Annotated in this window: 15 protein-coding genes; 9 read left to right on the top strand and 6 right to left on the bottom strand. The window is 32.9% G+C overall.

What is annotated here, in order from left to right; translation table 11 throughout:
- Positions 1-11: 11 nt before the first annotated feature.
- From EAH81_RS07660 to EAH81_RS07650, 3 genes are all read right to left on the bottom strand, one after another.
- Entirely contained in the window at positions 12-380 is a 369-nt protein-coding gene (locus EAH81_RS07660; RefSeq protein ID WP_140505545.1) for a four helix bundle protein, read from the bottom strand.
- Positions 381-485: 105 nt separating this feature from the next.
- Positions 486-2,348, bottom strand: a complete 1,863-nt coding sequence (locus EAH81_RS07655; protein WP_140505543.1) for an ABC-F family ATP-binding cassette domain-containing protein — start codon at positions 2,346-2,348, stop codon at positions 486-488.
- A gap of 93 nt (positions 2,349-2,441) precedes the next feature.
- Positions 2,442-3,407 carry a T9SS C-terminal target domain-containing protein gene (locus tag EAH81_RS07650; RefSeq protein WP_140505541.1) on the bottom strand — a complete coding sequence of 322 codons (966 nt, stop codon included), beginning with the start codon at positions 3,405-3,407 and terminating at the stop codon, positions 2,442-2,444.
- Between the two features lie 147 nt (positions 3,408-3,554).
- Between EAH81_RS07650 and EAH81_RS07645 the strand changes: the two genes are divergently transcribed.
- Positions 3,555-4,973: an undecaprenyl-phosphate glucose phosphotransferase gene (locus EAH81_RS07645; RefSeq protein ID WP_140505539.1), complete on the top strand. Its 1,419-nt coding sequence runs from the start codon at positions 3,555-3,557 to the stop codon at positions 4,971-4,973.
- Here the strand turns inward: EAH81_RS07645 and EAH81_RS07640 are convergent, their stop codons facing one another.
- Positions 4,974-5,711 carry a tyrosine-protein phosphatase gene (locus EAH81_RS07640; protein ID WP_140505538.1) on the bottom strand — a complete coding sequence of 246 codons (738 nt, stop codon included), beginning with the start codon at positions 5,709-5,711 and terminating at the stop codon, positions 4,974-4,976.
- A gap of 149 nt (positions 5,712-5,860) precedes the next feature.
- On the opposite strand from EAH81_RS07640, the gene EAH81_RS07635 reads away from it, so the two are divergent.
- Positions 5,861-7,051 carry a DUF5009 domain-containing protein gene (locus EAH81_RS07635; protein WP_140505536.1) on the top strand — a complete coding sequence of 397 codons (1,191 nt, stop codon included), beginning with the start codon at positions 5,861-5,863 and terminating at the stop codon, positions 7,049-7,051.
- 185 nt (positions 7,052-7,236) lie between these two features.
- On the opposite strand, the gene EAH81_RS07630 is transcribed toward EAH81_RS07635, so the two are convergent.
- On the bottom strand, positions 7,237-7,638 hold the full coding sequence (locus EAH81_RS07630; RefSeq protein ID WP_140505534.1) for a hypothetical protein: 402 nt from the start codon (positions 7,636-7,638) through the stop codon (positions 7,237-7,239).
- Between the two features lie 5 nt (positions 7,639-7,643).
- Positions 7,644-8,234 carry a hypothetical protein gene (locus EAH81_RS07625; RefSeq protein WP_140505532.1) on the bottom strand — a complete coding sequence of 197 codons (591 nt, stop codon included), beginning with the start codon at positions 8,232-8,234 and terminating at the stop codon, positions 7,644-7,646.
- Positions 8,235-8,375: 141 nt separating this feature from the next.
- On the opposite strand from EAH81_RS07625, the gene EAH81_RS07620 reads away from it, so the two are divergent.
- From EAH81_RS07620 to EAH81_RS07590, 7 genes are all read left to right on the top strand, one after another.
- Positions 8,376-9,572: a hypothetical protein gene (locus tag EAH81_RS07620; protein WP_241676533.1), complete on the top strand. Its 1,197-nt coding sequence runs from the start codon at positions 8,376-8,378 to the stop codon at positions 9,570-9,572.
- 31 nt (positions 9,573-9,603) lie between these two features.
- Positions 9,604-10,767, top strand: coding sequence for a glycosyltransferase family 2 protein (locus EAH81_RS07615; protein ID WP_140505530.1), 1,164 nt, complete (start codon positions 9,604-9,606; stop codon positions 10,765-10,767).
- Positions 10,768-10,851: 84 nt separating this feature from the next.
- Positions 10,852-12,174, top strand: coding sequence for a dihydrolipoamide acetyltransferase family protein (locus EAH81_RS07610; protein ID WP_140505528.1), 1,323 nt, complete (start codon positions 10,852-10,854; stop codon positions 12,172-12,174).
- Between the two features lie 649 nt (positions 12,175-12,823).
- Complete coding sequence (locus EAH81_RS07605; RefSeq protein WP_140505526.1) at positions 12,824-13,594, top strand: 3'-5' exonuclease; 771 nt, start codon at positions 12,824-12,826, stop codon at positions 13,592-13,594.
- Between the two features lie 110 nt (positions 13,595-13,704).
- Complete coding sequence (locus tag EAH81_RS07600) at positions 13,705-14,316, top strand: fumarylacetoacetate hydrolase family protein (RefSeq protein WP_140505524.1); 612 nt, start codon at positions 13,705-13,707, stop codon at positions 14,314-14,316.
- Positions 14,316-14,660, top strand: coding sequence for an Hpt domain-containing protein (locus tag EAH81_RS07595; RefSeq protein WP_140505522.1), 345 nt, complete (start codon positions 14,316-14,318; stop codon positions 14,658-14,660). The genes EAH81_RS07600 and EAH81_RS07595 overlap by 1 nt, the downstream gene beginning before the upstream one ends.
- A 216-nt stretch (positions 14,661-14,876) precedes the next feature.
- A complete protein-coding gene (locus EAH81_RS07590; protein ID WP_140505520.1) occupies positions 14,877-16,130 on the top strand; it encodes a CinA family nicotinamide mononucleotide deamidase-related protein in 1,254 nt (417 codons plus the stop codon).
- Positions 16,131-16,177: the final 47 nt, after the last annotated feature.

The raw sequence follows: 16,177 nt of genomic DNA, 5'->3' as shown, positions 1-16,177 counted from the left end.
ATTTTGTGTGATCAATTTCTACATCCAAATTTATCTGGATTGTTTATCATGTAATTAATTAGTTTACCTATTTCTAAGTTTTTTGAATTTAGAGATTCAAAAGTTTCCTGGTTAATGTATTCGCATTTTAAGGAGAAGTTTAACCAAACATTAGTTTCTGAATTTTCAGCATCGCTGTCCGTTAGCTTACTTATAAAATGATTTACATATCTTCTTTTTCTATAAGATTCTGCAATATTCGCGGAAACGCTCCTTGAAGAGCGTCGTACCTGATCTGTTAAGGAATATTTTTCCTCTTTTGGAAATGTCTTTGATAGTTCAAATATTTCCATTGCAAGTTCAAACGACTTTTTATAAGCCAATAATTCTTTAAAATCCATTGTTTAATTTCTGCAAGGATAATAAAAAAATAAGAAAAAGCTTATATTTATTTAAAAAAAATAATCTCAAAGAAAAACTGAAAACTGAGACTGAAAACTAAAAAATTACCCTTCAATCTTAGCCGAAAGCTCAAACCAGCGTTCTTCTTTTTGATCTATTTTATTAATGATGTTTTGTAATTCGTTTGCTTTTTTCTCAATATCAGCATCTGCAACTTTACCGTCAGAGAATAATTGTTCGATTTTAGTTTTATCAATTTCTAAATCTTTTATTTCTCTTTCTAGTTTTTGATATTCTTTCTGCTCATTGAAAGTTAGATTTCCAGTTGGATTATTTTGTTTCCAATCTTTTTTATCGGCTTTGTTTTCTTCTTTTTGAGCAACATCGGCACTATCTTCATAAGCTCTAAAATCAGAATAGTTTCCTGGGAAGCTTTCGATTTCACCATTTCCTCTGAAGATAAATAAATGATCGACAATTTTATCCATAAAATAACGGTCGTGAGAAACTACCAATAAACATCCCGGATAATCTAAAAGAAAACTTTCCAGTACATTCAATGTTACGATATCTAAATCGTTTGTAGGCTCATCCAGAATCAAGAAGTTTGGATTCTGAATTAAAACGGTACATAAATACAAACGTTTTAATTCGCCACCACTTAATTTTTCGACAAAATCATATTGTTTTTTAGCATCAAAAAGAAAACGCTCTAACAATTGCGAAGCCGAAATCATTCTGCCTTTTGCCAACGGAATAAATTCACCGTATTCTTTGATAATATCTATAACACGCTGATTCGGTTTTGGATTAATTCCGCTTTGCGTATAATAGCCAACCTTTATAGTTTCACCTTTTACTACGCGACCACTATCTAATGGAAGTGTTCCGGTAAGCAGATTTAAAAAAGTAGATTTTCCGGTTCCGTTTTTACCAATGATTCCAATACGTTCTCCACGTTGAAAATCAAAACTGAAATTATCCAGAATAACATGATCCTTGAATTTTTTAGAAATTTTGTGAAGCTCGATAATCTTGCTTCCCATACGTTCCATATTAATTTCAAGTTCAACTTTATTTTCGAGACGACGGCTTTGTGCTTTTTCTTTAATTACATAAAAATCATCCTGACGCGATTTTGATTTTGTAGTTCTCGCTTTTGGCTGACGGCGCATCCACTCTAATTCTTTTACAAATAAGTTTTTTGCCTTGTCAACACTGGCATTTTCAGACGCAATTCGCTCTTCTTTTTTCTCTAAATAATAAGAGTAATTTCCTTTGTATTGGTACAATTTACCATTATCAAGTTCTATGATTTCATTACAAACACGCTCCAGAAAGAAACGGTCGTGCGTAACCATAAACAGAGTTATATTTTCTTTTGCAAAGTAACTTTCCAGCCATTCGATCATTTCAAGATCTAAGTGGTTGGTTGGCTCATCAAGAATCAATAAATCAGGGCGATTAATCAAAATGATAGCCAATGAAAGACGTTTTTTTTGCCCACCCGAAAGATTTTTTACTTTAAGTTTAAAATCTTCCAACTTTAATTTGAATAAAATTTGCTTGTATTGCGTTTCAAAATCCCACGCATTATGCTGATCCATTCCGTCAAAAGCTTTTTGATAAGCTTCTTCATCGTCTGGATTTTCAAGTGCTTTTTCGTATTTCTCTATAACTTTTAAAGTTTCATTATCAGATGCGAAAATGCTTTCTTCAATAGTCAACTCATCTTGCAAGTTGTTGTTTTGTGACAGAAAAGCCATTTTGATGCCTTTTCTCAAAACTACTTGCCCTGTATCAGGCTCATCCAAACCATTGATAATACTCATAATGGTTGTTTTCCCCGAACCATTTTTAGCTATAAAAGCAATTTTTTGGTCTTTATTGATTCCAAATGAGATATTGTCAAAAAGCGTTCTTTCGCCAAATGACTTCGATATATTTTCTACAGATAAGTAATTCACTTTGTAAAATATGAGTTATAAATTATAAGCTATGAATGTTTTACAAAACATAACTTTTTTGCAAAAGTAAACTTTTATATTGCCATTTACGAATTATTTATGGAGATAGGATTGTAGTATTGTACTCAGATCAAAATAATGAATTTGTTGAGGAATATTCAAAATTGGTTTCCGAATCAAAGATTCATTTGTCAAATAATAATGTAAACCATCTTTGGTCGCGATGCCTTCAATTTGAATAATGGGCAGTTTTATCGTAATCCTTCGTTTGTTTCCGGATAAAAAAGCATTGTTTTTGTAATCATATAATAGGTACAAAAAAGGTTTTCCTATTTTAGAATAACCGCAAAGTACAATGAGTTTTTTTGATTCCAGATAAGTTGCGCCAGTTACCAGACCTTTTGTATCAAGAGTGTCTTTTAGTTGTGCGACGTGATTACCGGATTTATTAGGTATCGCATAAATACTGGTTTTTGAAGTATTCCATTCTTTGGTAAACAAATAAATAGAGTCTTTGCTCACAATAAACGCTTCACAATCAAAATTGGTTGTGTTTTGTTTTTTTGGAGAAAAATCAGTTTGATTAGAATATTGAAAAGAAATAGTTTCAATGTTTGCATTTCCTTCTAAGAAAGATTCTTTTTCTATTTTCAGAATATGCAAATCTGTTCTGTTTCCTGCGTAATTATTTCCAAAATCACCAATGTATATATGCGTACTATCTTGCGAAATTTCTTCCCAGTCGTTGTTTTTTACTTTGTCCAGTATTATTTTTCTTTTTATAGTACCTAATGAATCCAATCCGTAAATCGTTTTGTCATGATCATCATTATGCGTCCATAATAAATTGTTAAAAGAAATTAATCCGGAAGTTTCTTTGATCGAGTCGGATAATTTTTTGGAATATTGGGGTTTAATTTTGAGAGAAGCATATTGACAGCTACCGTTATTGATAGTTGCTAATGGATTATAATTCTTTGAAAGTGGATCTGTGCAACCTGATATTTGCGCATTTGCAAAAGATGAAATCAGAAAAAAAAGTAAAATTGTTTTAAGCATAATCTGCAATATTAAATCTGCATCTTATAAAAGTAAACTTTCTAAAGAATAGATGCTAAATAGTACCGAAAAAACTAATTAAAATATTATTTTGCGGTGCTAATTTTTAATTAAATTTTGGTCTAAAATTAAGCATAAAATTCCAGTATGAAAATTCTACAAAAACTATCACATTATCGTTTTTCACGCTATTTTAAACTTTTATTTGTTTTAGTGGATGTAGTATTATTGAACCTTGCCACAATTTTGTCGGCATTAGCCAGATTTGAAAGTTTGGACAAACTCTTATCAAAAGAAGAAAGAGTAGTTTCATTGCTGGCAATTTTAATTTGGATAGTATTATTGCTTCAGAATGATTCAAACAGAAGTATTAGGGTAGAACCTATAGAATCGATATTGTTCAGAACCATAAAAAAACTGCTGATTCATGCTGCTTTAATTTCGATTTTTGTCGTGTACTTGAAATATACGGACATTTCCAGACTTAGATTGTTTTATTTCTATCTGATTTTCTTCTGCTTATTGATGTTTTCTCGTTATTTCTCAATGAAGCTTTTAAAATTCATTAGAGCCAAAGGGTATAATTTTAAAACTTTTATTGTTGTAGGTGTTAATGAATCAGGTGAGAAAATCCGAAAAATATTAGCGAAAGATTTGACTTATGGGTATAAATTTCTTGGCTTTTTTGATGACTCTATAGACATAGGAATTGTTGATCCTTCTCTGGTTTTAGGAGGTTTTGATGCAATTCTGAAATTTGTGGACGAAAAACAAATAGATGAAATGTACGTAGCATTACATATTGATAATATTGAAATTATAAATGAGCTGACTAGAATTTGCGAACAAAATATGATTCGAATTAAGTTTATTCCTGATTTTCAATTGTACACAAAATCAAGTAAAGTAGAAGTTGTTTTTTATGAAAACACACCTGTATTGATGTTTCGTACAGAACCGTTGGAGCTTGTGGTGAACAGACTCGCAAAAAAAGCCTTTGATATTGTTTTTTCGGCTTTTGTAATTTTGCTGATATTTCCGTGGTTGTTTCCTATTATAATGTTGATTATTAAACTGGAATCGCCTGGACCAATATTTTTCAAACAAGAGAGATCAGGTCGTGATAATCGAACTTTTATGTGTTTTAAATTTAGAAGTATGTACGTTAATGGATTAGCACATAAAAAACAGGCCGAAAAAGGAGATAGTCGTATTACTAAATTTGGTGCTTTTATTCGTAAAACAAGTATTGATGAGTTGCCTCAGTTTTTCAATGTTTTTTATGGAGATATGTCTGTAGTGGGACCAAGGCCTCATATGGTAAATCTTGCAAAAGAATACAGTGATTTAATCAATAATTATTTAGTGCGTCAGTATGCTAAACCCGGAATTACAGGTTGGGCGCAGGTCAATGGTTACCGTGGAGAAACGAAAGTCTTGAGCGACATGGAAAACAGGGTAGAATATGATATTTGGTATATCGAAAACTGGAGCCTGTTATTAGATGTAAAAATCATTATAAAAACAGTTCTCAATATTTTTAAAGGGGAAGATAACGCTTACTAATTAAGATTTAAAAAACTGATTGTTAGCAATAACTTCTTTTAGATTAGTAATGTTGTTTATTTTAATTTTGTTGCTAAAAGAGGCAATATGCTTCATGTGGTGAACATCAGATCCTGCAAAATCATACATTCCTTTTTTAAGGAGTTCATCTGCAACTTTACTTATTCGTTCTCCATAATAACCAACTGTCGACAATAAATTCAATTGAAATAAACATCCTGCTTTTTTTAATTTTTCATATTCACTAAAGTTTTTATGATAGTATGAATAACGTTCGGGATGTGCCAGAACCGGAATGTAACCTGCAAGCTGCAATTCAAATAATGTTTTATATAATTCTATAGGAGCGTTCATGTATGATATTTCTACCAATACATAATTATCTTTTAGCGTAAGAAGTTTTTTGTTTTTGAAATGACTTTCAAACGAATCATCAATTAAATATTCGGCTGCAGCCTGAAACGGAATTTCAAGGTTGTTCTCTTCCAGTAAAAGTTTTGTTTTTGTACAATTATCAATAATAATTTCCGGAGAATTATTCCAGATGTAGTGACTAACATGGGGTGTAGTCAGGAATTGCGAAAAGCCCATTTCCTGAAAAGCTTTTGCAAGTTTTATAGTTTCGTTAATAGTTTTCGCGCCATCATCAATGCCTGGTAATAAATGGGAATGGATGTCTACAAAGCCTCCCGGAATAAGGTCCTTTAAGTAAGGTTTGGATTTAAAGAATGATAACATAGGTGCAAAAGTAAAAAAACCGCAAGGATTTTTGGTAATATTGAGTAAAGGATTTATTTAAAACGATTTATTGCAAATTTGTTACAGAAACCTAATCTGACATCTCGTTCATTAGTTTATATTTGTTATTATCAATACTGAGGAATTTTATGAAAATTAAAGAAAATTTATACAATCAAAGGATTATTTCGATAGATGCTTTACGTGGAATTACCATTTTTATAATGATTTTTGTAAATGAACTGGCAAGTATTACTAATGTGCCGCAATGGTTAAAGCACATGCCGGCAGATGCAGATGCTATGACTTTTGTAGATGTCGTTTTTCCGGCCTTCTTATTTATTGTAGGAATGTCAGTTCCGTTTGCCTTTAATGCCCGATTATTAAAAGGTGATAGTACCAGAACGATTTGGACGCATACGTTAAAAAGAGCTTTGGCCTTAATTATTATTGGCGTTTTTATGGTCAATGCTGAATATGGTTATGATGCAACAAAAATGATTATTGCACCTGCAATTTGGGGACTTCTGGCATATGCAATGCCTATCCCAATTTGGAATAAATATGCTAAGGATTTTCCAGTTTGGTTAAAAAATACACTTCAATACGGAGGAATGTTAGTTATGGTAGTGCTATATTTTTTATATGTTCGGGATACGGGCGAAATTGGTATGACACCTAAATGGTGGGGAATTCTGGGATTAATAGGTTGGGCGTATCTTATTACAGTAATTTATTATTGGCTTGTCTCAGGAAAATTATGGGCAATGATTGCTTTTTTGGTTGTTTGCGTTATTGCCAATTCAATTAATCTGACAGAAGGATCTGTAATACAACAAACGCCGTGGTTAAGTTTTATAGCGGGACATTTGACACATGCTGCGTTAGTAAGTGCAGGAGTTGTAATTTCGTTGTTGTTTTTTGATCGAAAAGTTGCGGCTAAAATCAATTGGGCGGTAATTAGTTTTGCAGTTTTGTTTTTTGTGACAGGATATTTGTTAAGACCATATTTCGGGATTTCAAAAATTAAAGGAACGCCATCCTGGACGATGTTTTCGGCAACGATTTGCACGGTATTATTCTATTTTCTGTATTGGTTGATGGAAATTAAAAAACAAACCAAATGGAGTAATTTCTTTATGCCTGCGGCTGCAAATCCCTTGTTGATTTATATTTTACCGGGAGTAATTTATTATTTCTGTAAAGCTTTTAATATTCATATTATTCCGGGCTATTTCCGCGAAGGAGTTCCGGGAATTATTTGGTCATTGGTTTTTTCAACGATAATGTTATTTGTGATGAAGTTATGTAACAAGTATAAAATTCAATTGCATTTGTAATGAATATTTAAACAAGCTTTGTTATCAAATTCTCTCGCAGATTTGGCAGATTTGGCAGATTTTTTTTTTACTAGATCTGCTCAATCTGCCAAATCTGCGAGAAAAAAAACTAGACAAAGCTTTTTGAACTTTACGTAAACCTTAATCTTTGCGGTAAATATTCTCAATTCAACCTGAAACAAAATTTATCTTACACGCTTAAACGCAATAGGTCCGGTTCTTTTTTTATTGTCTACAAAAGTGCCTTCTAAAGTATTTCCATCTTCAGACAATGTCAAGGTATGTGTTCCTGCGGTTGCCCAGCCTTTAATAGGTAAAGTAACCTCTACTGTATAACCAATTGTGTTTCCAATTCGTTTTCCTACTCCGCTTTCTACGAATTTTTGTCCTTTCCACTCTAAATAATGCGAGAAAATAACTTTTCCGTTTTGTTCTGATATTATGGCAACTGCATTCTGAACGCCGGGATTTATATCTTCCCAAACTCCATTAATATCGATTTTAGAATTTGCCGATTTTTTTTGGCTATAGCCAAAATTTGAAAATAATGTGACCACTAAAAGTAAAAGAAAAAGTCTTGTTTTCATGTTTTTTAATTTTGAACTATAACTGATTTTATTTCTAAAAATGCCCCTGAAACAGGATGGTAATTCACAAAATTGAATTTACAAAGATTATGAATATTTAAAAGTTTTCCGTTTGGTAATCCGTCTTGTTTAAAGTTTGACCAGGGAATTTTTATTGTTACAAACTTTTTTGGCGAAGCCTGAATATCGACTCTCGGATGCGATCCGCCATGCACACAACCAGTTCCTTCATTATTTTCCTCTCTTGCCTGCAATTTTATAAGAGATGACGATTTATAAGTTATACTTACGAATTTTGAATTATCAGACAAGTTTGTCGGGATACCATCATTTGAATCTGATGCCGTAATCATGACATTTAGTTCTATTTCTCCAACCGGATTATCTTTGGCAGTTACCCTGATAATTCCTTTCTTTTCGCGAATTGTATTAATTGTTTCCTGATTTTCTTTGGCTGGACCAGCAATATACCAAGTAGAAGATTTTACAAGATTTCTTGAATCTAAATCATTTTGAATGCTTGAAAAACTTGATATGAAAAAGATTGTTAGTAGGAAGAAAAAGGAACCAATTACAATTAATACTCTGCTTTTCATAGAAAACTATTTAGTTTAAAATCAAAAATATACTTTTTTGCGATTTCTTGTAGTTTTTCGCTGTTTATTATTTTACAAATGAGCCTCTATCTTAAATTAAATTTTAAATTTGTAAGAAGTTGTCTCTGAAAATCTTACGGAATGAAAATTGTAAAATCGCTGCTTATTTTATTTTTTATTTTTTTTATGCCATTTTGTTATTCACAGAATGATACGATACAGAATGACACTATCTTAAATAATGAAAAAGATATTTTGGATGTTTTGTATAAGTTATTCCACAAGAATGACTCCGTAAGAATGAATCCTGACAAGAAGATTGCATTTTCGCTGCTTCCCGTACCTGTTGATGCCAATAAAAGTGCCGGATTGGTTGTTTCTTTTTTAACCACATTTTATCTCGGCGACAGCAATACGACCAAAATGTCTCAGGTTACTTTTTCTCCTTATTTCAGTTTTACCAAACAATATGTTTTTCCAATCACGTCTTATATTTATACAAAAGACAATAAATGGAATTTTATTGGAGATTATCGTTTTATGATTTATCCGCAGGATACTTATGGTTTGGGCGGACATAATACGGATAAAAAAATGTCGACTTTAGATTATCAGCAATGGCGTTTTTATCAGTTTGCTACCCGAAAAATAATTGGTAATTTCCGCATGGGATTAGGAGTACTATTGGATAATTATCAAAATATTTCTGAAGAATCCTATATTGATGATCAAACGGATTATTACAAATATATGAATGGAGATTTCTCTGATGAAAACTCTTTTGGGGTTGCGGTTCAGGCACTTTATGATTCCAGAAAAAACAATGTGAATCCGGAACAAGGCTTGTATGTAGAAGCAGATTATAGGATAAACACAACTGGAGTTGACGGAAAAAGATGGAATTCAATCTATTTTGATGCTCGAAAATACCATTCTTTTAGTAAATACAAACATCGGGTTCTCGCATATAGAGCTTTTTATTGGTCTACTTTTGGCGGAAAACCTCATTATCTGGATTTGCCCAGTATTGGTTGGGATCGTGATGGTAAAACGGGACGTGGTTTTACCAGAAATAGATTCAGGAGTAATGCTTTAATCTATTTTGAAAGTGAATATCGAACAGATATTTCTAAAAACGGATTTTGGGGAGCTGTATTTTTTGCTAATCTTTCTTCGGTTTCAAAGTTAGATACCTACGATTTTCAAAAGTGGAATCCTGCTGTAGGAACCGGGTTGCGTATCAAATGGAACAAGCAAAACAATAGTAATTTGGTTCTGGATTTTGGAGTAAGTAAAAACGATTGGTCTTTACGATTGGGTTTATCTGAAAATTTCTAACTTCCCCAAAAATACAATCCTTATATAATTCATGCAATTATCGGTAATTATTCTTAATTATAATGTACGTTACTTTCTGGAACAATGTGTTTTAAGTGTTCAGGAAGCGCTTTCTACGCTTGATGCCGAAATTATTGTAATTGATAATAATTCATCAGACGATAGTTGTCAGATGATGAAAAATAAGTTTCCAAATGTAAAATTGATTGAAAATAAAGTCAATTTTGGTTTTCCAAAAGGTAATAATATTGGAGTTTCTCAAGCTCGCGGAAAATACATATGCATATTAAACCCTGATACCGTTGTTGCAGAAGATACGTTTATTAAGATTTTGGCTTTCGCCGAAAGGCAAATAAATTTAGGAATTGTAGGCTGTAAACTAATTGACGGAACAGGAAAATTTCTGCCGGAAAGCAAACGCGGAGTTCCAACGCCCTGGATTGCGTTTACAAAGATTTTTGGTTGGTATAAAATTTTTCCAAAAACGAATCTTTTCAACCAATATTATGCGCAGCATTTAAACGAAAATGAAACCGGAAAAGTTGCTATTTTAGTTGGAGCTTTTATGTTTCTAAAACGCGATTTATATCTGGAACTTGAAGGTTTTGATGAAGATTGTTTCATGTATGCTGATGATATTGATTTGTCGTATCGTGTTTTGCAGAAACAAAAGGTGAATTATTATTTTCACGAAACAACCGTTTTGCACTATAAAGGAGAAAGTACGATTAAAGACGAAAAATACATGAAACGTTTTCAGGAAGCTATGAATTTCTTTTATCAAAAGCATTTCAGGAAATCGTGGTTTTTTACTTTTTTTATTCAAATTGGAATTTGGTTTTTCTCTTTTGCAAAAATGTTTCAGGGAAAAATTAAGGCAAAACCTTTAGCTGAAAGTTTCATTTTTTACTCCGAAAATAAAATTTTGTCTGAAAAATTACCTTCTATTTTAAAAAATAAAGTACTGTTTTTGGATTTAAAAAAAGAAAAAATGGTAAATTCGTGGCTGGTTTTTAAGGGTAAAAGAGGGGAGATTATTTTGGATAATCACTATGTTTCGTTCAAAAAATGTATCAAAATCATAGAAACTCTTAAAGATAAGAACATTACTTTTAAGATTTTCCCCAAAAACACCAATTTTATAATTGGAAGCAATTCCCGGAACGATAGAGGGCAAATTATAAAAATTGAGTAAAAAATTATATTAAGTGTAATTTATATTTAAAATATTCAGTAATTTCGCAATCAGAAAATCAAAATCATCCTTTAGATTAACAATATGGCAAGATTTGAATTAAAGCTTCCTAAAATGGGAGAAAGTGTCGCTGAAGCAACTATTACCAACTGGTTGAAAGAAGTAGGAGACAGAATTGAGGCTGATGAAGCAGTACTGGAAATTGCAACCGATAAGGTTGACAGTGAAGTACCAAGCGAGGTTTCAGGGATTTTAGTTGAACAATTGTTTGGTAAAGACGATTTGGTTCAGGTAGGACAAACCATTGCGATTATTGAAACAGAAGGTGACGCACCAGTGGCAAAAGTAACCGAAGAAGTTGCTGCTCCTGCAGAAGTTGCTGAAATCGAGAAAACAATAGAAGTAGCAAAAGATGTTGTTGCTGCTCCACAAGATTTTTCAGGATCTGATAAGTTCTTTTCTCCTCTAGTAAAAAATATTGCAAAAGAAGAAGGGATTTCTGTTACTGAATTAGAAAATATTGCTGGTTCAGGAAAAGATGGCCGCGTAACAAAAGAAGATATTTTAAAATATATTGAAGATCGTAAAGATGGTGTCGTTGAAGCTCCAAAAGCTGTTGCTGAAGCTCCAAAAGTAGCACAGCCTGTAGCCGCTCCGGTTCAAAAAAGCCAACAAGCAGTTCCGGTTTCTGTAAACGGAGGTGATGAAATCATCGAAATGGACAGAATGCGTAAGCTAATTTCTGGTTATATGGTGGCTTCGGTACAAACTTCGGCTCACGTACAATCATTTATCGAAGTTGATGTAACGAATATCGTAAAATGGAGAGAAAAAGTGAAAACCGCTTTCGAAAAGAGAGAAGGTGAGAAGTTGACTTTTACGCCAATTATGATGGAAGCAGTTGCAAAAGCGCTAAAAGATTTCCCTGGAATGAACATTTCTGTTGATGGAGATTATATCATCAAAAAGAAAAATATAAATTTAGGAATGGCTGCAGCTTTACCAAACGGAAATTTAATTGTTCCCGTAATTAAAAATGCTGATCAGTTGAATTTGGTTGGAATGGCAAAAGCGGTTAACGATTTAGGAAACCGTGCAAAAACAGGAAAATTAAAACCGGACGATACTCAAGGCGGAACTTATACGGTGACGAATGTGGGGACTTTTGGAAGTGTTTTTGGAACTCCAATTATCAATCAGCCACAAGTTGGAATTCTGGCTTTGGGTGCAATTCGTAAAGTGCCTGCAGTTATCGAAACTCCGGAAGGTGATTTTATCGGAATTCGTCAAAAAATGTTCTTATCGCATTCTTACGATCACAGAGTTGTTGATGGCGCTTTAGGTGGAAGTTTTGTGAAACGAGTAGCAGAATATTTAGAAGCTTTTGATGTAGATAGAGATTTCTAAAATAATATAAAAATAGAAGAGAACCCGAGAAATTATTGAAATTTCTCGGGTTTTTTGTTTTGTGGCAAAAGAGCAAAAAACGAACAATTGCCTGCTTTGGGAATGAATTTCACCGCAAAGTTAGCAAAGGTTTTGCGCAAGGTTCGCAAAAGTTTTATGTTCTCTGCGATAAAATAGTAACGGATTTTGTACTGCAGAGTACGCAGATTTTACCACAAAAATGCAAAGTTTATCAGCCACGAATTTCACGAATCAGCGCGAATTAATTTGTGGAAATTTGTGAAATTTGTGGCAAAAAAACCTTTTTAATCTATATAATCCGTGAATAAAAAATTAACTTGATAAACATAGGAGAACATAAAGTTTTTTTTACAAAGTTTCACAAAGCTTTGTGTTCTCTGTTTTTTTTAAAAGTCTTGTAGATATGAACTTTGTGTACTCTGTGGTAGAATTATTTACAATCAAAATGTTTTGTATTTCTTCTCAGATTTTTGTGTTGACCCCAAAAAAATGAACAAATGCCTACTTTAAGAACGATTTTAAAAGTTAAAATATGGGAATTGAATCCATTTTTGTTTAAAAAAAATCAAGAATTAAAAGAGGAAATTCGGCTTTAAAAATTACATTTGTAATCTTATAAAATTAAAAAATGGAACTCAAACTCAACAAACCAATTTGCTTTTTTGATCTTGAAACAACCGGAATTGACATCGGTAAAGATCGAATTGTAGAAATTTCGATATTCAAAGTTTTTCCAAACGGAAATAAAGAAAGTAAAACCTGGTTGGTGAACCCAACGATTCCAATTCCGCCGCAAACTACAGCTGTTCATGGCATCACAGATGAAAAAGTAGCAAACGAACCTACTTTTGCAGAACTGGCTCAGCAAGTTCATAATATGATTAAGGATAGTGATTTGGGAGGATTTAATTCAGATCGTTTTGATATTCCTTTGCTGGCTGAAGAATTGCTTCGTGCCGGAGTCGACTTTGATATGAAAAATAAAGTTTCGGTAGATGTTCAGACTATTTTTCATAAAATGGAAGAACGCACCTTAAGTGCAGCACTGAAATTTTATTGCGGAAAAAATCTTGAAAATGCGCATTCAGCAGAAGCAGATACAATGGCGACTTATGAGATTTTAAAAGCGCAATTAGATCGTTATCCGGATTTAGAAAATGACATGAAATCATTATCTGAATTTACAACCCGAAAAAAAATAGCGGATTTTGCCGGAATGATTGCTTTTGATAAAGACAACGAAGAGATATTTACCTTCGGAAAACATAAAGGAGCTAAAGTTGATAAAATTCTGGAAACAGAGCCGGGATATTTCAGCTGGATTCAAAATGCCGATTTTCCTTTATATACCAAGAAAGTCTTAACAGCAATTAAATTAAGAAAGTTAAATACGAAATAAGTTTTCAGTCGCAGTAATGAGTTTTCAGTGTCAGTTTTCAGTTTTTAAACTGCGACTGAAACTGAGACTGAAAACTGAGACTGAAAACTGCGATTGAAAACTTAAAAGAAATGAAGATAATTTGTATCGGTAGAAATTATACCAATCATATTGAAGAATTAAAAAACGAACGCCCAACAGAACCGGTGGTTTTTATGAAGCCTGATTCGGCAGTTTTGTTAAAGCAGCATCCGTTTGTAATTCCGGAATTTTCTGAAGAAATTCATCACGAAATTGAGATAATTGTTAAAATTAATAAGGTAGGGAAGTATATTGAACCTAAATTTGCTCATAAGTATTACGATGAAATAAGTGTAGGTATCGACTTTACAGCCAGAGATTTACAAGATAAATTGAAAGCGAAAGGCTTGCCTTGGGAAAAAGCAAAAGCGTTTGATGGCTCTGCGGTCATTGGAGACTTTTTGCCAAAAACTGATTTTGTTTCGATGGAAAATCTTACATTTGAGTTAACAAACAATTCTGAAACAGTTCAAAAAGGTAATACAAGCTTGATGCTTTGGAAAATTGATGAGCTGATTTCTTATGTATCTCAATATTTCACCTTAAAAATTGGTGATATTATTTTTACAGGAACGCCAGCAGGTGTTGCCGCAGTTAAACCAAATGACGTTTTAGAAGGCTTTTTAGAAGATAAAAAATTATTCAGAATACAAGTAAAATAATGGCTTTAAAGTACAACCTTTCGAAAGTGTATGCACTTTCAGACAACGATCCTGAATTTGTAAACGAAATTCTAAAATTATTTGTTACCGAAGTTCCAGAAGATTTAAAACAAATCAAAGAAGGAATCAAGAAAAAGGATCATAAATATGCTTATTCTTATGCCCATAAAATAAAACCTACATTAGATTTAATGGGATTAAATGTGGCTTTTGAAGAAATTCTTCAAGTAGAAGCGTGGACAAAAGCAGAAGGCAAGAAAAAAGAAATTATCGAAACTTTTAAGAGCATTAAATTGCAGGTAAAAGAAGCGATAAAAGAAATAAAAAAAGATTTTGATTTGTAAGATATGGGCGTGACTCTATTTTTGTCCTTTTTTAATTTAGGTCAAAAATAGAGTCGGGTTATTCACTATATCTTTTGTTCCGGAAACTTTTGTTAAACGAGTACTTATCGTTTGTCACAAAAGGATGCCGTTTCTACCCTTCACGCAAATCGTTGCGACAACAACCTTCTTTATAATAATGACTTACAATACCGTAAGTAAATATATTCCACAGCTATGAAAGCAACTATCATTACTATTGGAGACGAAATTTTAATAGGTCAGATTGTAGATACAAACTCGGGCTTTATCGCAAAATCATTGGACCGAATCGGCGTCGAAGTTCATGAGATGATTTCGATAAGCGACGATAAAAAACACATTCTGGATACCTTTGCACAGTTACAAAACAAAGTCGATGTTGTGGTTATAACAGGTGGTTTAGGGCCAACAAAAGACGATGTTACCAAGAAAACCTTTTGTGATTATTTTGACGACGAATTAGTCGTAAATCCCGAAGTTTTAGCTCATGTAACCGAATTAATTGAAGGTTTTTATAAACGACCAATTTCACAATTAAATAAAGATCAGGCCTTAGTCCCTTCAAAATGTACCGTTTTGCACAACAAAATGGGAACGGCACCGGGAATGTGGATGAAGAAAGAAAACACCGTATTTATTTCGCTTCCGGGAGTTCCGTATGAAATGAAATATTTAGTCGAAGAAGAAATAATTCCAAAGATAGTTCGCGAATACAAGCGACCGTATATCATTCATAAAACCATTTTAACTTACGGTCAGGGCGAGAGTCTGGTAGCAGAACGTATCGAAGATTGGGAAAATAATCTGCCTGAATTTATCAAGCTCGCTTATTTGCCAAATCCCGGAAGAGTGCGTTTGCGATTGTCTGCCAGAGGAACAAATAAAGAAGAATTAGAAGCTGCAATAGAATCGAATGTAAAAACTTTAGATGCTATTATTCACGATATTATAGTGGGTTATGAAGAAAATGAAACTATAGAATCAGTAATTGGAAAAATACTGACCAAACAAAATAAAACAATTTCGACTGCGGAAAGTTTTACAGGAGGAAAAATTGCTTCACTTTTGTCTGCTATTCCCGGAGCGTCAAATTATTTTAAAGGCAGTATTGTTTCTTATGCAACAGATGCGAAGGTTAATGTTCTCGGTGTTTCGCAGGATTTAGTCGACCAATTTTCGGTAGTTAGTGCAGCCGTTGTCTCTGCTATGGCTTTGAATGTGAAAGAGATGCTAAAAACAGACTATGCAATCGCGACAACTGGGAACGCCGGACCTACAAAAGGGGACTCAGATGCTGAAATTGGAGCTGTTTTTATCGCTTTGGCTACTCCAACAGGTGTAATTGTCGAAGAATTTAACTTTGGCCAACCACGTGAAAAAGTGATAGATAGAGCGAGTATTAAGAGTTTAGAAATATTACAGAAAGAAATTTTAAAAAATGTGCACTAATTTTTTGTTTCAATCGTTTATTTTTCTTTTCTTTGCACCCTGATTTT

This window comes from Flavobacterium pectinovorum (assembly GCF_006438875.1).
Classification (GTDB): Bacteria; Bacteroidota; Bacteroidia; order Flavobacteriales; family Flavobacteriaceae; genus Flavobacterium; species Flavobacterium pectinovorum_A.
The sequence above is the reverse complement of the archived record's forward strand: the minus strand, read 5'-3'. Positions and strand labels throughout refer to the sequence as shown.